At 71.2% G+C, this 19,961-nt stretch carries 18 protein-coding genes; 11 read left to right on the top strand and 7 right to left on the bottom strand.

Annotation, left to right across the window (positions count from 1 at the left end):
• The first annotated feature begins 6 nt into the window (after nt 1-6).
• Nucleotides 7-1,146, top strand: a complete 1,140-nt coding sequence (locus tag ACWEGE_RS17700; RefSeq protein WP_449661529.1) for a dipeptidase — start codon at nt 7-9, stop codon at nt 1,144-1,146.
• A 45-nt stretch (nt 1,147-1,191) separates the two neighbouring features.
• A complete protein-coding gene (locus tag ACWEGE_RS17695; RefSeq protein WP_449661528.1) occupies nt 1,192-1,602 on the top strand; it encodes a LapA family protein in 411 nt (136 codons plus the stop codon).
• On the opposite strand, the gene ACWEGE_RS17690 is transcribed toward ACWEGE_RS17695, so the two are convergent.
• The gene (locus ACWEGE_RS17690; RefSeq protein WP_449661527.1) at nt 1,599-2,420 is read right to left on the bottom strand and encodes a maleylpyruvate isomerase family mycothiol-dependent enzyme; all 822 of its coding nucleotides are present in this window, start codon (nt 2,418-2,420) and stop codon (nt 1,599-1,601) included. The genes ACWEGE_RS17695 and ACWEGE_RS17690 overlap by 4 nt on opposite strands.
• A 134-nt stretch (nt 2,421-2,554) precedes the next feature.
• On the opposite strand from ACWEGE_RS17690, the gene ACWEGE_RS17685 reads away from it, so the two are divergent.
• Together ACWEGE_RS17685 and ACWEGE_RS17680 are read left to right on the top strand one after the other, a co-directional pair.
• The gene (locus tag ACWEGE_RS17685) at nt 2,555-3,346 is read left to right on the top strand and encodes an Abi-alpha family protein (protein ID WP_449661526.1); all 792 of its coding nucleotides are present in this window, start codon (nt 2,555-2,557) and stop codon (nt 3,344-3,346) included.
• A 4-nt stretch (nt 3,347-3,350) separates the two neighbouring features.
• Nucleotides 3,351-4,586, top strand: coding sequence for a DUF445 domain-containing protein (locus ACWEGE_RS17680; RefSeq protein WP_449661525.1), 1,236 nt, complete (start codon nt 3,351-3,353; stop codon nt 4,584-4,586).
• Here ACWEGE_RS17680 and ACWEGE_RS17675 read toward each other — a convergent pair.
• A complete protein-coding gene (locus ACWEGE_RS17675; protein ID WP_449661524.1) occupies nt 4,583-4,942 on the bottom strand; it encodes a winged helix-turn-helix transcriptional regulator in 360 nt (119 codons plus the stop codon). The genes ACWEGE_RS17680 and ACWEGE_RS17675 overlap by 4 nt on opposite strands.
• 115 nt (nt 4,943-5,057) lie before the next feature.
• Between ACWEGE_RS17675 and ACWEGE_RS17670 the strand changes: the two genes are divergently transcribed.
• The 7 genes from ACWEGE_RS17670 (at nt 5,058) to ACWEGE_RS17640 (ending at nt 15,681) form a co-directional block, all read left to right on the top strand.
• The gene (locus tag ACWEGE_RS17670; protein ID WP_449661523.1) at nt 5,058-6,044 is read left to right on the top strand and encodes a zinc-dependent alcohol dehydrogenase family protein; all 987 of its coding nucleotides are present in this window, start codon (nt 5,058-5,060) and stop codon (nt 6,042-6,044) included.
• Nucleotides 6,045-6,140: 96 nt separating this feature from the next.
• Complete coding sequence (locus ACWEGE_RS17665) at nt 6,141-9,170, top strand: patatin-like protein (RefSeq protein WP_449661522.1); 3,030 nt, start codon at nt 6,141-6,143, stop codon at nt 9,168-9,170.
• A gap of 238 nt (nt 9,171-9,408) precedes the next feature.
• Nucleotides 9,409-9,918 (top strand): diaminobutyrate acetyltransferase, encoded by a 510-nt coding sequence (gene ectA / locus ACWEGE_RS17660; RefSeq protein WP_449661521.1) that lies wholly within the window; start codon nt 9,409-9,411, stop codon nt 9,916-9,918.
• Nucleotides 9,919-9,933: 15 nt separating this feature from the next.
• Nucleotides 9,934-11,187: a diaminobutyrate--2-oxoglutarate transaminase gene (gene ectB, locus ACWEGE_RS17655; RefSeq protein WP_449661520.1), complete on the top strand. Its 1,254-nt coding sequence runs from the start codon at nt 9,934-9,936 to the stop codon at nt 11,185-11,187.
• Nucleotides 11,188-11,199: 12 nt separating this feature from the next.
• On the top strand, nt 11,200-11,592 hold the full coding sequence (locus tag ACWEGE_RS17650; RefSeq protein WP_091318623.1) for an ectoine synthase: 393 nt from the start codon (nt 11,200-11,202) through the stop codon (nt 11,590-11,592).
• A gap of 24 nt (nt 11,593-11,616) precedes the next feature.
• Nucleotides 11,617-12,519, top strand: a complete 903-nt coding sequence (thpD, locus tag ACWEGE_RS17645; RefSeq protein ID WP_449661519.1) for an ectoine hydroxylase — start codon at nt 11,617-11,619, stop codon at nt 12,517-12,519.
• Between the two features lie 414 nt (nt 12,520-12,933).
• Complete coding sequence (locus ACWEGE_RS17640) at nt 12,934-15,681, top strand: BTAD domain-containing putative transcriptional regulator (RefSeq protein WP_449661518.1); 2,748 nt, start codon at nt 12,934-12,936, stop codon at nt 15,679-15,681.
• Nucleotides 15,682-15,963: 282 nt separating this feature from the next.
• On the opposite strand, the gene ACWEGE_RS17635 is transcribed toward ACWEGE_RS17640, so the two are convergent.
• The 5 genes from ACWEGE_RS17635 to ACWEGE_RS17615 form a co-directional block, all read right to left on the bottom strand.
• On the bottom strand, nt 15,964-16,629 hold the full coding sequence (locus ACWEGE_RS17635) for a DUF4190 domain-containing protein (RefSeq protein ID WP_449661517.1): 666 nt from the start codon (nt 16,627-16,629) through the stop codon (nt 15,964-15,966).
• 306 nt (nt 16,630-16,935) lie between these two features.
• Complete coding sequence (locus tag ACWEGE_RS17630) at nt 16,936-17,817, bottom strand: hypothetical protein (protein WP_449661516.1); 882 nt, start codon at nt 17,815-17,817, stop codon at nt 16,936-16,938.
• On the bottom strand, nt 17,814-18,290 hold the full coding sequence (locus tag ACWEGE_RS17625; RefSeq protein WP_449661515.1) for a DUF6932 family protein: 477 nt from the start codon (nt 18,288-18,290) through the stop codon (nt 17,814-17,816). The genes ACWEGE_RS17630 and ACWEGE_RS17625 overlap by 4 nt, the downstream gene beginning before the upstream one ends.
• A gap of 55 nt (nt 18,291-18,345) precedes the next feature.
• Entirely contained in the window at nt 18,346-18,747 is a 402-nt protein-coding gene (locus ACWEGE_RS17620; protein ID WP_449661514.1) for a hypothetical protein, read from the bottom strand.
• 14 nt (nt 18,748-18,761) lie between these two features.
• Nucleotides 18,762-19,490 (bottom strand): OmpA family protein, encoded by a 729-nt coding sequence (locus tag ACWEGE_RS17615; RefSeq protein WP_449661513.1) that lies wholly within the window; start codon nt 19,488-19,490, stop codon nt 18,762-18,764.
• Nucleotides 19,491-19,961 lie beyond the last annotated feature (471 nt).

Genomic DNA, 19,961 nt, shown 5'->3' with positions numbered 1-19,961 from the left:
CGGCCGATGACTAACGAGGCACTACAGCGTGCTACCAAACTGCTGGACGCCGTCATCCTCGCCGACGGGCACAACGACCTGCCGTGGGAGCTGCGGCAGCACGGTGGCCCGAACCCGGTCGAGGCGGCCGCGTCCCTCGACCTGACCGTGCGGCAGCCCGCGCTGCACACCGACTTCCCGAAGCTCGCCGACGGGAAGCTGGGCATGCAGTTCTGGTCGGTGTACGTGCCCTGTGAGTTCGAAGGCCACAGCGCCGTGACCGCCGTCCTGGAGCAGGTGGAGGTCGTCCACCAGCTGGTCGAGCGCTACCCCGACCGGCTGCGGCTGGTCACCACCGCGGACGAGGCCGAGGCCGCGTTCGCCGACGGCCGGATCGCCTCGCTGCTCGGGGCCGAGGGCGGGCACAGCATCGCCGAGTCGATCGGGGTGCTGCGGATCCTGCGGCGCCTGGGCGTCCGGTACATGACGCTGACGCACAACTTCAACACCACCTGGGCCGACGCGGGCACCGACGAGCCGGTCCACGGCGGGCTCACCGAGTTCGGCCGCGACGTCGTGCGCGAGATGAACAAGATCGGGATGATGGTCGACCTGTCGCACGTGGCGCCCTCGACGATGCGGGCGGCGATCGAGGTCAGCTCAGTGCCGGTGATCTTCAGTCACTCTTCCTGCATCGCCGTGAACGACCACCCCCGCAACATCCCCGACGACGTACTGGCGAAGCTGCCCGGCAACGGCGGCGTCGCGATGATCACCTTCGTGCCCGCGTTCGTCTCGCCGAAGGTCGCCGCCTGGAACGAACGGCTCGAGGCCGCGATGGCCGAGGCCGGGCTCGAGTACCGGAACCTCGGCCTGCGCGGGAAGTTCGTCAAGGAGTGGGACGGCCCCCCGAAGCCGACGGCGACCGTGGAGGACGTCGTCGCGCACGTCGAGCACGCCCGTGAGGTCGCCGGCATCGACCACATCGGCCTCGGTGGCGACTACGACGGTGTCGGCGCGCTGCCGGAGGGCCTGGAGGACACGTCCAAGTACCCGGTGTTGTTCGCCGCGCTGCTCGAGCGCGGGTGGAGTGAGGACGACTGCGCGAAACTGGCCGGGAGGAACACGCTGCGCGTCCTCCGGGAAGTCGACGGTTTCGCCCGTTAGGGGTTTGAAGCAGCGCACCCCGCGCGCCGGACGGACACTGGGCAGATGACGCACGCGCGCGGGGGCGCGGCCGACCGCCCCACCGGTCCCACCGATCCCGACCTGCCCGAAGGTGCCCTGGAGCCCGCCGAGCTCCGGGCCGGCGACGTCCGGCCGGGCGCGGAGGAGGTGACGCCGGTGCGGCCGGCGCCGTCCCGGCCCGCGTCCGGGAAGATCAAGCGGACCCGGATCAGCGGCACCTGGGTCGCCGTGATCGCCGGGCTGGTCGTGCTGGTGCTGCTGCTGATCTTCATCCTGCAGAACCTGGACTCGGTGACCGTGCACTTCTTCGGCGGCGAGGGCAGCCTGCCGCTGGCCATCGCCATGCTGTTCTCGGCGATCGGCGGGGCGGCGCTGGTCGCGCTGATCGGCGGGGCCCGGATCCTGCAGCTGCGGAAGCAGGCGCGGCGCCGCTAGACGATGATCGACGTCATCCCGAGCAGCACCGCGCAAACGCTTTCGTCGCCAGTGGTCCGCACCCGGCCGAGGTCCGCGGGGTTGCGGGTGCAGAGCCGCCAGAACGTGTCCAGGTCCGTCGTCACGGTGGCCAGCGGGGTCCGGGACGGTGGTGCGCCGCGGTCCAGGACCCAGCCGTCGCGCTCGCGGCGCGCGTACCACTTCCCCTGGCCGGTCACCGTGTAGCCGACCTGCTTCCCGACGCGGGCGTCGACGTCACGCAGCGTGTGCGGCAGCGCCCGGAGGAAGGTGTCCGCGATCGGCTCGGCGTACTCCGCTTCCAGCGGCGTGTGCTCCAAGGCCTCGCGGATCTGGACGTGGTGGACCCAGAACTCCGAATAGTCGCGGGCCGCGTCCAGCCAGCGCGGCGCGGGCTCGTCGCCGGCCCAGCTCACCGGGTTGCCGGGGACGTCGAGGTCGAGCTGCGCCCAGTACTCGGTCGTCTGGCCCATGAACTCGTACAGCATGGTCATCAGGACGTCCGTCGAGAGCCGGCGGCAGGCGACGACCCACTCTTCGTTGATCCGGTCGATGAACCGCGGGAACGGCTCACCCGGACGGGGGGATTCGGACGCGTGCCCGTCCCGGCCGCGGGACAGCCGGCCGACCTTATCGCCCAGCAGGTGGGCGGCGACGTCCTTGACCGTCCAGCCCGTGCACATCGTCGGCCGCGTCCAGTCTTCGTCGGTGAGGGCGCCGAGCAGCGTCATCAGCGCTTGTTCTTCTTTGGAGAAGTACGGGAGGACGTCGATCGGCGGGCCCCAGCGCGTCGGACTCATGTGGCCATCCAAACACCGTATTGCTCCGGGGCCTTGCCCGGGCCGGGGGCTCCGCCACCCGGACCCCCGAGTGATGGAGGCATTCGGCCTACCCGCAGGTAGCATCACCCCCGTAAGCAGAGGGGAGTCCGCCGGTGAACGCAGAGCGACCGAACGGCCGGGGTGCCGCCGACGACGTGGCCGACCTGGCCCGCCGCGCCGGTCAGCTGGCGGGCTGGGCCGCGCGCACCGGCATCGCGCTCGGCCGCAAGCTCCCCGGCGTGGAGACCGCCGAACGCAGCGTGCGCGAGGTCGAGCGCCAGCTGCTGACCGAGCTGCGCCGCCGGCTCGACGAGGTCGACGACCCGTACCACGCGGCGCTCACCGCGGCGTCGGCGATGAACCGCGCGGCGGTACCCGGGAAGGTCGAAGCCACCGTCACGCTCGTGCCGGTGCGCGACAACCACGCCGAGCCGCTGCGCGCGGCGATGGCCGAGCTGCTCAACCACTCCATCGGCTTCGGCCGCGAGCGCGCCCGCGAGTACTTCTACGCGATCATCCTGCGCCAGCTGACGCCGGACGAGGCGCGGATCCTGTCCGCGCTGTCCGACGGCTCGCCGTTCCCCGCCCTCGACGTCGTGGAACGGACCGGCCTCGGCGGCAACGGCCGGGTCGTGTTGCGCAACGCCTCGACGGTCGGCAAGGCGGCCGGGGTGTCGCTGCCGGACCAGGTGCCCGGGTACGTCACCCGGCTGATCGGGCTCGGGCTGGTCGACCTCGACGAAGAGGTGCCGTCGCTGGAGACGCAGTACGAGATCCTGATGACCGACGAGACCGTGCGCGACGCGGAGAAGCACGTCCGGCGCGCGAAGTTCGTGCGGCGGACGATCCACGTCTCGCGGCTGGGCGCCCAGTTCTGGCAGGCCTGCGACCCGAGCCTCGGTTAGCGGGATGGGGGCCTTCTTCGCCGGCATCCTCGCCGACTTCGCGCAGCACTGGCCCCTCTACGTCTCGATCCCGGTCGTCGCGGCGCTGATCGGCTACGGCACGAAGCTCGTCGCGATCCGGATGATGTTCCAGCCGGTGGAGTTCATCGGCGTCAAGCCGTTCCTGGGCTGGCAGGGCATCGTGCCGAAGCGGGCCGCGCGGATGGCGAGCATCGCCTGCGACACGATGACCGAGCAGCTGATCAAGCCCGCCGAGGTGGTGGCGCGGCTGGACGCCGGGCGGATCGCCCAGGAAATCGAAAAGCCGCTGCTGGCGGGCGTGGAGGACATCGTCCGCGAGGTGGCCGCGCAGTACCAGCCGGGGCTGTGGGAGTCCCTGCCGGTCCGGGTGCAGCGGCTGGTGATCGAGCGCGTCCAGCACGAGTCGCCGCGGATGGTCGCCGCGGTGCTCGACCTGATCAAGTCCGATGTGGACAGCGTGTTCGACCTCAAGGGCATGGTGGTCACCAGCCTGGTCAAGGACAAGCGCCTGCTGAACCGGATCTTCCAGGAGGCGGGCGCGAAGGAGTTCAAGTTCATCGCCCGCTCGGGACTGGTCTTCGGCGGCGCGATCGGCGTGGTCCAGATGGTGGCGTGGGTGCTGTTCAAGTTCCCGCCGATCATGCCGGTGTTCGGCCTGTTCACGGGCTGGTTCACCGACTGGCTGGCGCTGCGGATGATCTTCTACCCGATCGAGCCCCGCCGGTACTTCGGGGTGCAGTGGCAAGGGTTGTTCCTGAAGCGGCGCGCGGAGGTCGCGGAGGCGTACGGGTCGTTGATCGCGAAGGAGATCATCACCCCGCACAACGTCATCGAGGCGATCCTCCACGGGCCGCTGTCGGACCGCGTGCTGGCGCTGATCCAGCACCAGCTCGACCGCGAGCTGGGCAGCGTGGCCAGGCCGCTGCTGGTGTTCGCGGTGGGCAGCCGCAAGTACCAGGAGATGAAGCTGGCGATCTCGTCCCAGATCATGTCCCGCCTCCCGGACACGATGCGCTACATCGAGGACTACGCGACGGACGCGATGGACATCCGCAACGTGCTGGTGTCGAAGATGAAGGAGCTGTCACCGAGGGAGTTCGAGCGCCTGCTGCGGCCGGCCTTCGAACAGGACGAGTGGATCCTGATCGCGACGGGCGCGGTGCTGGGCTTCCTGGTCGGTGAGGCACAGGTGCTGGTCCTGGAACACCTGGCGGCTTAGGCGAAGTCGTACGCCCGCCGCGCCTCGGCGACCTTCGCCCGGTGCTTCGCCGCCCATGCCGACAACGCGTGCAGCGGCTCGTCCAGCTCCGCCGCGTGTGCCGTCATCGTGTACTCGACCCGCGGTGGGACCTCCGGGTAGACCTTCCGCGTCACCAGGCCGTTCCGCTCCAGGCCGCGCAGGGTCAGTGACAGCATCCGCCGGGAGACGCCGTCGAGGGCGCGCTCCAGTTCGCTGAACCGGCGGGGGCCCGAACCCAGCTGGACCAGCACCCGGATCGCCCACTTGTCGCCCACCAGGTCCAGGACCTCGCGCAGGGAGCACATCTCCGCCGAAGGGATTTCGCCGTTGTCCATCGTCGTGACCTCGTTCGTAACAGACGTGTGCCGTCGTACCAGGAAAGTGCCGTCTTCCTGCGGGAACGCCGGTGGTCCACGATCGATTCCGGCAAGCACCGGAAAGGAACCAGGAATGACGAAGACAGTGCGGTTCGCGGCCGAAGGCGGACCGGAAGTGCTGGAGCTCGTGGACGTCGACCTCGGCGAGCCGGGTCCCGGCGAGGTGCGGCTGCGGGTCGAGGCGATCGGCCTCAACCGGGCCGAGGCGATGTTCCGCGCCGGCCGCTACTTCGAGCGACCCGGCGAGTTCCCGGCCAAGCTCGGCTACTCCGCGTCCGGGACCGTCGAAGCGCTCGGCGACGGCGTCACCGGATTCGAAATCGGTGACAAGGTCAGCACGGTCGCGGGCTTCTCGATGCGGGACTACGGCGTCTACGGCGAGGCGGCGATCGTGCCCGCGTCCGCCGTCCTCCGACGGCCCGAGGGGCTCAGCGCCACCGAAACCGTCGCGCTGTGGGGGCCGTTCCTCACCGCGTACGGCGCACTCGTCGACGAAGGACACGTACGGCCCGGCGACTTCGTGCTGATCACAGCCGCTTCCAGCAGCGTAGGGCTGGCCACGATCGACGTCGCCAACCACATCGGAGCCATCCCGGTCGCCGCCACCCGGACGGCCGCGAAGAAACAGCGCCTCCTCGACGCCGGAGCCGCACACGTGATCGTCACCGACGACGAGGACATCGCCGAGCGCACGCTCGAAATCACCGGTGGCAGGGGCGCGGAGTTCGTCTTCGACGCCGTCGCCGGAGAGGGCGTCCGCAAGCTCGCCCAAGCCACCGCCAAGGGCGGGACGCTCGTCGTCTACGGCGCGCTCGACACGAAGGAGACGCCCTTCCCGCTCTGGTTCGTGCCGACCATGAGGCTGTTCAACGCCTTCGACCTCACGCTGAACCCGGAGCGGCTGGCCCGCGCGGAACACTTCGTCCGCGCCGGAGTGCGGGCGGGGACGTTCCGGCCGCGCGTGGACCGCACGTTCGACCTCACCGACATCGCGGGCGCGCACCGCTACTTGGAAGCCAACGGCCAGTTCGGCAAGGTGGTGGTCACCACCGGCGGCTGAGCGGGTGAACAAATCCACCCGAACGGCCGTACCCGCGGACGTATCCCCGGAGTCACCCTTCGCCTCTACTCTGCGTCGGGAAGACGGGAGACCCCCATGGCCGTGACCGTGGAACCGTGGCAGCAAGAGATCCGGCTGGCGATGACCATGGTCGGCGGCGCCAGCCTGGCCATCTGGATGGGCGGGGTGGCCACCGAGACGTCGCAGCTGCTGCGGGAGTCGCGCGGGGACGCCCCGGGCGGCCTTTACCGCAGGCTGCTCGACGTCCTGCGGGCGAGCGTCTCGATCGACGTCCTGACCGGCACCAGCGCCGGCGGGATCAACGCCGCCTGTCTCGGGCTCGCCGAGGCCTTCCGGTCGACCCCGCAGGTGCTGCGGAACACCTGGATCACCACCGGCTCGCTGGAAAACCTCGTGCGGGACGCCAAGGAGGCGCAGCCGCGGTCGGTGCTCGACGGGGACCGCGTGCTGCTCGAAGGCGTCGAACGGGCGCTGCGGCAGATCACCGCGGCCGGGGCGCCGCCCGCCGACGACCCCGACATCACCGTGCTGCTCACCGGCACCATGATCGACGGCGAGACCACCCGGTTCGACGACGCGCTCGGGAACCTGGTGCGGGACACCGAGCACCGCATGCTGTTCCGGTTCTGCGGTACACAGTGGACGGTCGGGGTGGAGGGGCCGCTCGCGCTGGCGGCCCGCTCCACCGCGTCCTTCCCCGGCGCGTTCGAGCTGTCCCGGATGCCGATCGGTACCGACGGCACCGACCGGCTGCACCCGGACATGACGCCGTACACCGAACTGACCCGCTCGCACTGGCTGACCGACGGCGGGGTGCTGCTCAACAAGCCGCTGCGGCCCGCGCTGCGGGAGATCTTCGAACGCCGGTCCAATGTGGACGTCCGGCGGCTGCTGCTCTACGTCGTGCCGACCGGCGAGGGCGAAACCGACGCCGTCGGGTGCGATCCGGCGAACCCGCCGCTGCTGTCGAACGCGATGGCCAAGGTCGTCAACACCGTGATGAGCCAGTCGATCAGCGCCGAGCTGGACGACCTGACCCGGCACAACGACGCCGTGCTCCGCGCGCGGGACACCCGCGTCTCGCTGGCCGCGATGGGGCTGCGCGGCGGCCCCGGGTGCCTGGTCGACGCCCGGATCGCCACCGCGTACCGCGAGCGCCGGACCGCCGAGGACGCCGCCGAGCTGGTGCGGGTCGCCGCGCGGCGGTACGCGCTGGCCGAACCCGGCACCTCCTGGGCGTCCGGGATGTCGCAGCAGCTGCGGGACATCGCGGTGGCGGGGCTCGAGGGCGACATCCCGGCCACGCCGCCGGCCGCGAGCGTCGCGGTGGACGGCTTGCTCGCCTACCGGACGACCGCCCTCGACGACGCCGTCGCGATCGGCCTGCAGCTGATCAACGCCGGGTTCCGCTTGCTGGCGGACGCCGAGCCCGCCGCGCAGCTCAACGCCGCACGCGCGAAGCTGCACGAGGCGCGCCGGATCGCGGGCCGCGGTGTGCGGCTGGGACAGTGGGTGACCGCGCACGCGGGCCCCGGCGCCCGGTCGCTGGAAACGTGGATCGGCGACCTCGCCCGGGAGTGGGTCGAGCCGGGCAAGACGGCCGGGGTCGCGGCGGCGTGGCCGATGCTGGTCGAGGGGCTGCGGTCCGCGGCACCGGCGCTGCGGGCGCTGGCCGGAGCGGCACCGGAGAAGGCGGAGTCCGTGACGACCCTGCTGGACTGGCTGGCGCTGGGCCCGGACGCCGCGGGAAGCGACGACGTCGTCCAGGCACGGCTGCTCACCCTGCACGTGGCGACGCGCGGGCTGCTCGCGCAGGCGCCGTCGGTCGACCAGCGGGTGGACCTCGTGCAGGTCAGCGCCGATTCGCGGACGCTGCTGGACATGACGCGACGCCGGTCGTGGGACAAGCTGACCGGCATGCAGGCGAGCTACTTCGGCGCCTTCTACAAGGCGTCCTGGCGGGCCGGCGACTGGATGTGGGGCCGGATCGACGGCGCCGGCTGGCTGGTCCAGTGCCTGCTCGACCCGAAGCGCCTGCAGACGTTGCAGACGATCGTCGGGCGGGAGCAGCTGCGCGAAGAGCTCATCACGGCGTTCGGTTCCTGGCGCGTGCCGGACGCCCAGGACCGGTGCGGCCCGGACGAGGCGGCCGAGCTGCGGAAGCAGCTGACGGCCGAGCTCGCGTTCCTCGGTCTGGACGCCGACCTCGGCCGGCTGGAAGCGTTCGGCCCCGATCGGCCGATCAGCATGCCGGTGACGGCCATGGTGCTGGCCCGGGCGCGGCAGGCGGAGATCGCCGCGGAGGAACTCCCGGTCGTGAACCTGGCGGCGCGGTTCGACGCGGAGGACCGGCCGGGCATCAACAAGGCGCTGGAAGCGGAGCTGCCGCGGGTCGACGTGGCCGCCGCGCAGGCGCAGTTCCAGGCCTGCCGCGTCTCGGCCGAGAAGCTCGCCGGGGAGCAGGGCACCGCACGGCTCACCCGGACGCTGGTCGCGCTCGGCGCCGCCACGGTGAACGCCGGGACGGTCGCGTTCCGGCTGCCCGGCGGCTGGCCGCGGACCGTCGCGAACATCCTGCGCACGGTCGCCAGGAGCACGGCGAGGGTCTCGCAGGGTGCGTCCCGGCTCGGCACGGCGGGCTCACTGGTGGCCGGTGTGCTGGCGCTGCTGGCCGGGCTGGTGATCGGCAACAACGGTGGCGCGGTCCTGCAGTGGGTCGGCCTCCCGGTGCTCGCGGGCGCGGCCGTCTACCTGGCGACGGCGCTGCTCACCACCGGCCACAAGGTCCGCCGGCTGGGCACGGCGCTGGGGGCGCTGGTCGTGGCGGCGCTGCTGCTGGCCGCGTTCGTGCCGCCGCTCGCCCGGCCGTTCTTCGGCTGGCTGGGTGACGTCGTGGCCGGCTGGCGCCGCGGCGAAGGCGCGGTGTGGTGGCTGGTGGTGTCCGGGCTGCTGATCCTGCCCGCGGTGGTGATGCCGCTCAGCGCGATCGGCCGCCGCCTCGGCCACCGCCGCGCGCGGTCCCGGACGGCCAAGACCGTGGCGCTCCAGGTCGACGGCAGCGTGCCGGCGAAGACCCCGGAAGCCGTCGCCGAACCCTCACGCTGAGCGACCCGCGACCGGCGTTTCCGGCCCGTCGCCTTGCGATCACGGGCGCGAAGGTTCATCGTGCGAATAGGTCGCGGGCCCTGCGCCCGCGCCCCAGGCGCGCGTGTGCCCAGAGATCGTCCACTTCAAACATGTTTGTGTGACTGCTCACCGGGTACATCGCGTCGCCGCAGGTCATCGCAGGGGTCGTGAGCTGGGTCGCTGGCAGGCGGAAAATTCTCTGTTACGTTTCCTGAGTATGTCCGTAACGCACTTGATCGAAACCCCGACCAAGGCGGACGGCGCGGAGCTGTGGCGAATCGCGCGTGATTCCGCCAAGCTCGATCTCAACTCGCCGTACGCATACATGCTGTGGTGCCGCGATTTCGCCGGGTCTTCGGTGGTCGCGCGTGAGGATGGCAGGGCGGTCGGTTTCGTCATCGCCTACCGCAGACCGGACGAGCCGGAGGCGGCGCTCGTCTGGCAGGTTGCGGTCGACGCGTCCCAGCGCGGAAAAGGCCTGGCCGGGGCCCTGCTCGACGCGCTGTACACGCGTCTGGTCGGCGAGGGGGTGCGTTACCTCGAGACCACGATCACCCCGGACAACGAAGCGTCCATCCGGCTGTTCACTTCCTTCGCGAAGCGGTGGAACGCCGCGGTGGAAACCAGTGTGCTGTTCGGCGGGGAGGATTTCCCCGAGGCCGGGCACCTGCCGGAAGAGCTTTACCGCATAGGTCCGCTGAAGGCGCCGTCGAATCCGGGCGATTAGGAGAGAAAGAAACACATGAGCATCTTCGAAGAGCTCGAATCCGAAGTACGCAGCTACAGCCGCGGCTGGCCGGTCGTGTTCGACCGCGCGCAGGGCAGCCACCTGTACGACGAAAGCGGAAAACCCTATCTGGACTTCTTCGCCGGGGCCGGCGCGCTGAACTACGGGCACAACAACCCGCGGCTCAAGCAGGCCCTGATCGACTACATCCAGCGCGACGGCGTCACCCACGCCCTGGACATGTTCACCGTGGCCAAGCGCGACTTCCTGCAGACCTTCCGCGACAAGATCCTCGATCCGCGCGGCCTGAACTACAAGGTCGTGTTCCCCGGTCCGGGTGGCGCGAACGCCGTCGAGGCCGCGCTGAAGCTGGCGCGCAAGGTGACCGGCCGCGAGTCGGTCATCAACTTCACCAACGCCTTCCACGGCATGACGCTCGGCGCGCTGTCGGTCACCGGCAACTCGATGAAGCGCGGCGGCGCCGGCGTCCCGCTGGTGCACGCCACCCCGATGCCGTACGACAAGTACTTCGACGGCGCGATGCCGGACTTCCTGTACTTCGAGAAGCTGCTCGAGGACTCCGGCAGCGGGCTCAACGAGCCGGCCGCGGTGATCGTCGAAGGCGTGCAGGGCGAAGGCGGCATCAACGCCGCGCGCCTGGAGTGGCTGAAGGGCCTCGACGACCTCTGCAAGCGTCACAACATCCTGCTGATCCTCGACGACGTCCAGATGGGCTGCGGCCGCACCGGCCCGTTCTTCTCCTTCGAGGACGCCGGGATCACGCCGGACATCGTCTGCCTGTCGAAGTCCATCAGCGGCTACGGCATCCCGATGGCGCTGACGCTCATCAAGCCGGAGCTCGACGTCTGGGAGCCGGGCGAGCACAACGGCACCTTCCGCGGGATCAGCCCGGCGTTCGTCACCGCCAAGGAAGCGATCGACGTCTACTGGAGCGACGACGAGCTCGAGAAGTCGACGAAGGCGAAGGGCGAGCGCATCGCGAGCGCGTTCAGCGGCATCGTCGAGGCCTACCCGGAGGCGAACCTGCTCGCCAAGGGCCGCGGCCTGGCCCGCGGCATCGAGTTCGCGGACGGCGACCTGGCCGGCCGGGTCTGCGCGGAAGCGTTTGCGCGCGGCCTGCTGATGGAAACCTCCGGTCCCGACGGCGAAGTGATGAAGCTGCTGCCGCCGCTGACGCTGACCGACGACGAACTGACGCAGGGCCTGTCGATCATCGACGAGTCCGTGAAGGCCGTCCTCAAGAAGTAAGGGAGTTCGCCTGTGCTCGTGCGCACACTCGACGAGATCACCGACACCGACGCCGACATCAAGACCGAGAACTGGCGCAGCAAGCGGATCATCCTCGCCAAGGAGGGCGTCGGCTTCTCGGTGCACGAGACCACGCTGTACGCGGGGACGGTCAACGACTTCTGGTACGCCAACCACATCGAGGCGGTGTTCATCACCTCCGGCGAAGGCGAGATCGAGGATCTGGCCACCGGCAAGGTGTACGAGCTCAAGCCCGGCACCCTCTACCTGCTCAACGACCACGACAAGCACCAGGTCCGGCCGAAGACCGAGATCAAGTGCGTGTGCGTGTTCAACCCGCCGGTGACCGGCCGCGAGGTGCACGACGAAAACGGCGTGTACCCGCTGATCACCGAGGAATCGTAAGCCAGGAAACAGGAGGCGAAGCCCGTGACGCTGACGGACACCCGGGTCGACGACGGTTACCCGACCCGGATCACCGGTACGCCGGCGCATCTGCCGCGCGTGCACCCCACGGTCTGGGGTACCGAAGCCGACGGCCCGATCGACGCCGCCACGCTGGCGAACCACGAGGCACGCGGCTACACGGTCGTCGAGGACATGCTCTCGGTCGGGGAGGTGCAGACGTACTGGCAGGAACTGGTGCGGCTGTCGTCCGACCGGGAGCTCGCCCAGGACGAGCGGGTGATCACCGAGGCGAAGACCGGTGAGGTCCGGTCGATCTTCGACGTCCACGAGATCTCCGGCCTGATCGCCGAGCTGGTGCGCGACCCGCGCGTGCTGGACCGGGCGCGGCAGCTGCTCGGTTCCGAGGTGTACGTCCACCAGAGCCGGGTCAACTACATGCCCGGCTTCAAGGGCACCGGGTTCTACTGGCACTCGGACTTCGAAACCTGGCACGCGGAGGACGGCATGCCGGCCCCGCGCGCGGTCAGCTGCTCCATCGCGCTGACCGACAACTACCCGTTCAACGGCGGGCTGATGATCATGCCGGGCTCGCACCGGACGTTCGTCCAGTGCGCGGGTGAGACGCCGGACGACAACTACAAGAGCTCGCTCAAGGACCAGCGGGTGGGCGTGCCGAGCGAGGACGACATCACCAAGATGGCGGCCGAGCACGGCATCGACCAGTTCACCGGCCAGGCGGGCTCGGCGCTGTGGTTCGATTCGAACATCATGCACGGCTCCGGCAACAACATCACGCCGTACCCGCGCTCGAACATCTTCCTGGTGTTCAACAGCGTGGAGAACGCCCTGCAGGAGCCGTTCGCGGCCGGCGCGCCGCGGCCGGCCTTCATCGCGGGCCGGGATTCGACACCCGTCACGAGGTGAACCAGACCCGCCGGTGACCGGTTCGATGCGCCCTGTTACCGTGTCGCCACCGCGCGGGTGTGTGGCTCGCGCAACACGTCTTCGCGGACGATCGGCGGCGGGTGCTTCGCTCGGGGTGAGCTCACCTGCCCGGTTGCCTTCGGTGGCGGACGGGCGGACCGGCACCCTGGCGGCCCGGCCGGGAGTTTCAGCAGTGACCCCGCACCACCGGATCGGGACCGGTGGTGCGGGGTCCTGTCGTTTCGGCGCCAACCGCAGTCCCGTCCCACCCCGGCTGCGGAATCCGCAGGGTCACGAAATGTCCTGGTCCCGGCCCGGTGGGGCGGTATTCGCCGCTCGGCCGTCACGGTAGGTTGATTTTTCCGGCGAGGGCGACGCCGGGACACCGTGGACCCCGGGGAGGTGGGCGCGAGCATGGCCCAGACCCGGCTCCAGCTGCTCGGGCCCGTGCAGCTCTTCCACGGTGACGACCCGGTCCCGATCGGCGGCCCCGGCGTCCGCGGCCTGCTCGCGCTGCTGGCGCTCAAGCCCGGCAAGGTCGTCGGGCTCGACGAGATCATCGACGCCCTGTGGGGCCACGACCCGCCGGCGACCGCGCGGACCATCGTGCACGGCAACGTCTCGCACCTGCGGCGGGTCCTGCGCGACCTCGACGGCCCCCGCATCCTCACCACGCCGCCGGGCTACCGCCTGGACGTCGAGCCCGACCGGATCGACGTCCACCGGGCGCGCACGCTGCTGGACCGCGCGTCGCTGGCCACCCCGGAGGCCGCCGCCGCGCTGCTCGCCGAGGCCCTCGCGCTCTGGCAGGGCCCCGCGCTGGGCGGGGTGCCCGACTCCCTGCGGGCCCCGGAGCTGGAAGACCTCCGCCTCGCCGTGCACGGCGCCCGCGTCGACGCCGACCTCGAACTCGGCCGGCACGCGGAACTGATCGTCGAGCTCAGCCCGATCGTCCGGGCCGATCCGCTGGCCGAGCGGACCGCGGGGCAGCTGATGCGGGCGCTGTACCACGCGGGCCGCCGCGGGGACGCGCTCGAGCTGTACCGGACCGTTTCCCGTGCGACGCTGCGCACCCTCGGCGTCGAGCCCGGTGCCGAGCTGCGCTGGCTGCACGAGCGCGTCCTCAACGACGACCTCCCGGCGCGGGACGTCGTCGCCCCGGCCGCCGGCGCGGAGCCGGCGAAAGCGATTTCGCAGCTGCCCGCGGCGGTGCCGCGCCTGGCCGGGCGCGACGAGGAGCTCGACTGGCTCGACGGCCTGGTGACCAGGGCCGAGGCGGGCCAGACCACGATCGCCGTGGTCAGCGGCACCGCCGGGGTCGGCAAGAGCACGCTCGTGGTCTGGTGGGCGCACCGGGTCGCCCGGCGGTTCCCGGACGGCGTCCTGTTCGCGTCGCTGCGCGGCTTCGACCCGCACCACCCGCCGCTGGAGCCGGCCGAGCTGCTCACCCAGTTCCTGCTCGGCCTCGGCGTCGAAACCGCGAAGATCCCGGAGCTGCTGCACGAGCGCGTCGCGCTCTACCGGTCGCTGATCGCCGGACGGCGGATGCTGGTGCTGCTCGACGACGCCCGCACCGCCGAACAGGTGCGCCCGCTGCTGCCGCCGAGCGCGCGGACGATGACGGTGGTGACCAGCCGGTCGCGCCTCGACGGGCTCGCCGTGTCGAACGCGGCCAGGCAGCGCGTGCTCGGCACGCTCGCGCCCGACGACGCCGTGGCGCTCATCGAGGAGCTCGCCGGCCCGGCGAGCCTCAACCACGCCCTCGCGCGGCTCTGCGGCTACCTCCCGCTGGCGCTGCGGATCGCGGGCGCGCGGCTCTCGGCGGGCGCCCAGCGGACCGCGGAGGAGCTCGTCGACGAGCTCGGCAACGAACGCACCCGGCTCGCCGGCCTGCAGGTCGACGGCGCCGACGACAGCGTCCGGGCGGCGTTCGACGTCTCCTTCCGCGGCCTGCCCGGCGAAGTCGCCGAGACGTTCCTGCAGCTGGGCGCGGTGCCCGGTGTGCTGGTCGGGCCGCACGTGATGGCCGCCGTCGGCCAGATCCCGGTGGCCGAGGCCCGGCGGCGGTTGCGCGCGCTGGCCGCCCACAACCTCATCGCCGAGACCGAGCGCGACGTCTTCGTGCCGCACGACCTCGTCTGGCTGTACCTGCGGGAGCTCGCGGAGCAGGAGCTCGGCGACAAGGAGCGCGACGAAGCGCTCGGCTGGACGATCCGCTACTACCAGGCGGTGGCCGATCGGGCGCGGCGCCGGCTGGGCCGGGTCGCCGACCCGCTCGACTTCGCCGGGCTGCTCGCCGACGACGCCGTGCCGCCGCTGCCCGGCTTCACCGAGGCGCACGACTGGTTCGCGGCCGAGTGGCCGAACCTGCTGGCGGTTCTCGACGCCGCCTACGCCGCGGGCCGCCACGACGACGTGTGGCGGCTGGCCCGGCTGGCCCACACCTACCGCGTCGCGTGCCCGCTGCTGGACGAGTGGACGCGGATGGCCGACCTCGGCGTCGCCGCCGCAGACGCCGCGGGCGACGTCGAAGGGCAGTGCTGGCTGCGCCTCGCCCGGTGCGAGATCGCGCTGACCTTCGAGCTGCCGGGGTTCGGGCTCGCCGACGCCGAGCGGGCGGCGGAGCTGTCCGCCGCCTCGGCCGACGAGCGGCTGCGCACCTCGGTGGACCTGCACCTCGGGCGCGCGCTGAGCCGGCTCGGCGAACACGAAAAGGCCATCGAGCGGCTGGCCGAGGCCGTCGCGAACGCCCCGGACACGACCCTGCGCGGGCAGGCGCTCAGCAGCTGCGCGCAGGCGGAGAAGCGGGCGGGCCGGCTGCCTGACGCGATCGCCCACCAGCGGGCCGGCCTGCGGATCGACCGCGAACTCGGCGACGACGACCGGGTCGTCGGCTCGCTGGACAAGCTGGCCGAGCTGAGCCTGCGGGCCGGGGACCACGAGGCCGCGGAGCGGTACGCCTGGGAGGCGATCGACCTGGCGATCAGCCGCGAGTTCGTCGCGCGGGAAGGGGCGCTGCGGCTGACTCTGGGCCGGGTGCTGCGGGCACGCGGCGACATCGACGGCGCGCGTGAACAACTGGCGTTGTCCGTGCGCATTTACGAGCGCGTGCACCCGAAGCTCGTCGGCGAGGTGCGCGCCGAACTCGCGGATCTGCAGTGAAGCCTTTCCGGCGCATTCCCGGTTGGGAAATTTCGTTGCGAATGGGTCACGACCCCGCCCGCGCGCTCAATCCTTAGTGGATTCTTAGTGGGCGCGGGCGCTGTCCGCGTAGGTTCGGCGGTGCCGGCAGAGCCCTAGGGGAGGGGCAGGCGGAGACGCCGGTGCCAGGCCCCGCGCGGGAAACCGTGGCGGGGCCCGGAGCCGCCAGGAGCGGCTCGTGGCGGCCCGGCCGGCCGACGTGGGGGTAGGCCGGCCGGTCGCCAGGCGGTGCCGGGGGTCCGCTCAGCCGACGTTCGCGGTGCAGAGCGCGATCGTCGCCCCGCTGTTTTCGGCGACCTTCTTGCCGTCGACGAGAATGGCGCACTTGATTTCGTTGCTGACCGTCGCATTGCGGGTGTCCGCGGTGACCGTCAACAGGTAGGAGCCATTGTTGTAGGACGCCTGCCCCTGCCACGCGTCAGTGCTGGCGGGCGCGATTTCGGTGCGCTGGTCGTTGAGGCTGCCGTACCGCACGGTCGCGCCGCCGGCGGAGGTGACCTCGAAGGTCACCGAGTGCTTGTCGCCCGCGACCGCGGGCAGGTGCAGCCCGGACTCACCGCCGCCGAAGAAGGTCGAGTACAGCAGCATCCCGCCCGTGGTGAGCAGCGCGGCGGCCGTGACGACGGTGGCGGTGACCGCCACCCCGCGGTCGCCGACGGTGCCCTTCTTGGCCTGGACCAGCCCGGTGATCGCCAGGACGAGCCCGATCCCGCCCAGCGGCCACGCGACGAACTCGATGTCCGGCACGAACGTGACGACCAGCGCGGCCACGCCGAGCACCAGGCCGGCGATCGCCAGGAGGTTCCGCCCCGGCTTCGCATTGGCTTGACGACGCTCCGTGGCCGTCACCGGCGGCGCGGGCCGCCCGTGGCGTGCGGCGGCCTGCGGGTACTGCGGGTCGGTCATCATGCGAACCCCTTCGGGTGGGAGTGCGACGACGTTAACCCATAAGTGTGGCCCAGAACGAAATTGTTACATTCTGGAAAAAGTCATTGTCCCACCATTTGGGGTCAGGTATCGATATTTCCTGACATCGCGGGCATGACGTGGCCCGATGATCAATGGGAAGAATGTCGGAGTTCCCACTGTTCGACGCGGTCTTTGCCGACCTCGCAGCGGGTATCGTAAATACCGGACCGACATCCGGGCACCACCGTGAGGCCTACGACGACCGTTGGGTACGGCGTTCAAGACGAAGGTGGCATACCGGACTTCTCAGTCGAAAAGGCTCACTTCCGGGGTGATTTCGAGCAGCTCGAAAACGGGCCGTCCGCGGCGGCCGTCGATCGTCGTCGTGCGCACGACCCGTAGCCGCGCCGTCACCGGGCGGTCGAGGTTCTCCTTGATCTGGTCGAGCAGGTCCGGCGCCACCGCGCCCTGGATCGTGCCGCCGGACTCCCGGTCGAGGTAGAAGATGCGCCGCCGGGTGCGGACGCCGTCGAGCCGCCCGCGGACGGTCTCGTAGCCGACCGCTTCGCGGGATTCGCGGAGGCTGCCCTGCAGGATCCGCGCCTGCTCGGTGGTCATGCTGCGGGTGACCTGCTCGCCCGCGGTCGGGGTCAGCGCCATCCCGATGCCGGCGTTCTTCGCGACGGCGTTGACGATGTCGCTGACGGCGTTGCGGACCGTGTCGCGCTGGAGCAGCACGGCGTCGAGCGCGCCGTCGTCCGAGCCGTTCGCCGGCAGGAAGTCGCACAGCTCCTTGACCGCCCGCTCGGACAACGTCTCGATGCCGTCGACGATCAGGGCGTCGTCGGCCAGCGGCTCCGGGAAGCCGAAGAAGATCGCGTTGCCCGCCTGGCCGCGCTGGATCAGCGGCGCCTTGTCGCGATCGGTCTGCTGGACCTGGGTGACCTCGCCGGACGGGTTCCGGATGATGTGCCCGATCTTCGCCGTCGCGTCCTGCAGGGCGCGGCTGATGTCGGAGAACGTGTAGGCGTCGATGGTCTGCTCGCCGATCACCGAGACGTGCAGCAGCGGCGAGCGGGACGTCCGCTCGAACTTGGCGTTGGCCGCCATCGCCGAGGCGCGGGCCAGGTCGTCGAGCCACGTCCCGCCGGGGATCTCGTCGGCGATCCGCCGGAACTCGTTCCTCACCAGATCATCTCCGGGTAGCCCCTGCCGCCTTCGGCCCAGACCTCGGCCCACACGTCTTCGTCGCCGGGGCGGCACAGGAAGCCGTCCAGCATGCCGCCGACCGGCTGCACCTGGTCCAGGTACATCGCCGGCTGCCCGACGATCACGCCGCGCAGCGTGAGCAGGCCGTACAGCGCGGACCGCCCGGCGTCGTCGAGCCGCTTGAGCGCGCCCCACTCGTCCGGGATGAGGACGACGTCGAGGCCGCGCGGCGGGTGGGCGGTCCGGGTGATGAGCTCGCCGCCGATCCAGGCGCGACCGGACGGCATGATCCGCCGGGCGACGCCGAGGTAGCTGTTGAGCGCGCTGAACAGGATCTCGCGCTCGTTCTGGTGCGGGGCGTCGAACACCAGGCGTTCGTAGACGTCGGCGAGGTCGCCCGCGTGCCGTCCCGGCGGCAGGACCTGCTGCGACGTCCAGTGGGGGAGCGCCACACACCCCTCCTCAGCCCTCGCTCACAGTGCGTAGCCGAACTTACCAGGATGGGTGTCAGCCACCGCGCCCAGGCTGCTGCGGCCACTGCGGGGTGGCTTCTTCGGACTCCGGCCACGCGGGTTCGTCCTCGCTGGGCCAGTCCTCGGCTTCGGCCCCGCGCTGCGGCGGCAGCGGCAGGTGCCCTTCGCGGTGGCCGACGGGATCGGCTTCGTCGTCGTCGTGCACGTCGGCGCGCGGTTCGGGGGCGTGCTGGGCCCAGGCGGCCGGGATGAACTGCGTTTGCTCGGTCGACAGCGGTGGCGGCGGCTCGTACCGCGGTTCGTCTTCGGGTTCCGGCGCGGGCTCGGGTGCGGGCCGGGGGCGCTGGGCGGCGCGGAGCGCGAGCCACGAGGTCAGCGCACCGAGGGCGAAGGCGACGATCAGCCACAGCCAGATCTGCCCGAACAGCCAGAACATCAGCTCATCACCCCTCAAACGACCGTGATCTCGACACGCCGGTCTTCTTCGCCGCCGGTGGCGGGCCGGGTGTCGCCCAGCCCCCGGTAGGTCACGCGGTTGGCCGTCAACCCGCTGGAGGTGAGGATCCGCGCGACGGCCCGCGCCCGGTCCCGGGAGAGCTTGAGGGCGGCGTTCTCCCCGCCGGGCCCCCGCGCGACGTGCCCGGTGACGCGGTACCGGAAGCCGGCGGGCGCCTTGGCGAGGGCGACCGCGACGCTGCGCGCGGCCTGTTCGCCTTCGGGGGTGAGCCGGGCGGTGTCGGGCTCGAAGGCGATGGGCGCCTCGGTGAGCATCCGGTCGATCTCGGCCTGCACGCCGGCCTTGTCGGTGGGCGGCGGCGCGGTGGTGCTGGTGGTCGGCGGCGGGCTCGGGGTGCTGGTGGTCGCGCTCGGGGGACTCGTGGTGGTGCTCGGCGCGACGGGCGTGACGTCGCCGTTGACCTTGGCGGCCCGGACGCCGTCGACGTTCTGCACGACTTCGAGCGCCCGCAGGGCCTGCCCGGGCGGGAACCCGCTGAGGGTGGCATCCCGCCCGTCGAACCGGACATCCCCGGTGGGCAGGCCGGCTTGGAAGAGCGCGGCTTGGGCCCGGGACGTCAGGTCGCGCTCCATGCTCCCGGACTGGGCCCAGGTGGCGACCCCCGCGAGCAGCGCTGTGACCAGCACCGCAACCGGGACCACGAGGATCCAGCGCCGACGCATAAGGGGACTCTAAGCCGGGTGCCACGGGTTGGCGACCTGAATCCGGGTGGTACTCCACAAGTTGTCCCCAGGTAAGTCGACATGTGGACAACTTGGGGGATCGTGATTGGTTGGGCACTTTGTGTCGGGGGTGGGCGATAGGCTGGAGACGGGGGGCGCCCCCGCGGGGTGGGGCGGCTCGGGGTGTGGTCGGCCTGGGGCTGAAGGTGTGGCCGGTCTGGGTCTGAAGGTGTGGCCGGCTTGGGTGGGGCGGGTCGGCTTGGCTGGCGGGCCTTGGCTTGGGGGTGTGGCCGGCCTGGGTGGGGCAGGTCGCCTCGACTGGGAGGCCTTCGCTCTACAGCGCGGCTGGCGTAGGGGGTGCTAGGTCGCCTTGGTCTGTGCCCACCACCCCGATGCCCGATTGTGACTACGGCCGGCAGCACCGCGTCAAGGCGGGAAAGCGTGCCTTGACCCGGTGCTGCCGGCCGTGTT

This window comes from Amycolatopsis sp. NPDC004747 (genome assembly GCF_053601335.1).
The sequence above is the reverse complement of the archived record's forward strand: the minus strand, read 5'-3'. Positions and strand labels throughout refer to the sequence as shown.

What these genes read in the sequence shown, in the direction of transcription:
- ACWEGE_RS17700 (WP_449661529.1), top strand. Translation starts at nt 7, where the DNA reads ATGACTAACGAGGCACTACAGCGTGCTACCAAACTGCTGGACGCCGTC.
- ACWEGE_RS17695 (WP_449661528.1), top strand. Translation starts at nt 1,192, where the DNA reads ATGACGCACGCGCGCGGGGGCGCGGCCGACCGCCCCACCGGTCCCACC.
- ACWEGE_RS17690 (WP_449661527.1), bottom strand. Translation starts at nt 2,420, where the DNA reads ATGAGTCCGACGCGCTGGGGCCCGCCGATCGACGTCCTCCCGTACTTC.
- ACWEGE_RS17680 (WP_449661525.1), top strand. Translation starts at nt 3,351, where the DNA reads ATGGGGGCCTTCTTCGCCGGCATCCTCGCCGACTTCGCGCAGCACTGG.
- ACWEGE_RS17675 (WP_449661524.1), bottom strand. Translation starts at nt 4,942, where the DNA reads ATGGACAACGGCGAAATCCCTTCGGCGGAGATGTGCTCCCTGCGCGAG.
- ACWEGE_RS17670 (WP_449661523.1), top strand. Translation starts at nt 5,058, where the DNA reads ATGACGAAGACAGTGCGGTTCGCGGCCGAAGGCGGACCGGAAGTGCTG.
- ACWEGE_RS17665 (WP_449661522.1), top strand. Translation starts at nt 6,141, where the DNA reads ATGGCCGTGACCGTGGAACCGTGGCAGCAAGAGATCCGGCTGGCGATG.
- ectA (WP_449661521.1), top strand. Translation starts at nt 9,409, where the DNA reads ATGTCCGTAACGCACTTGATCGAAACCCCGACCAAGGCGGACGGCGCG.
- ectB (WP_449661520.1), top strand. Translation starts at nt 9,934, where the DNA reads ATGAGCATCTTCGAAGAGCTCGAATCCGAAGTACGCAGCTACAGCCGC.
- ACWEGE_RS17640 (WP_449661518.1), top strand. Translation starts at nt 12,934, where the DNA reads ATGGCCCAGACCCGGCTCCAGCTGCTCGGGCCCGTGCAGCTCTTCCAC.
- ACWEGE_RS17635 (WP_449661517.1), bottom strand. Translation starts at nt 16,629, where the DNA reads ATGATGACCGACCCGCAGTACCCGCAGGCCGCCGCACGCCACGGGCGG.
- ACWEGE_RS17620 (WP_449661514.1), bottom strand. Translation starts at nt 18,747, where the DNA reads ATGTTCTGGCTGTTCGGGCAGATCTGGCTGTGGCTGATCGTCGCCTTC.
- ACWEGE_RS17615 (WP_449661513.1), bottom strand. Translation starts at nt 19,490, where the DNA reads ATGCGTCGGCGCTGGATCCTCGTGGTCCCGGTTGCGGTGCTGGTCACA.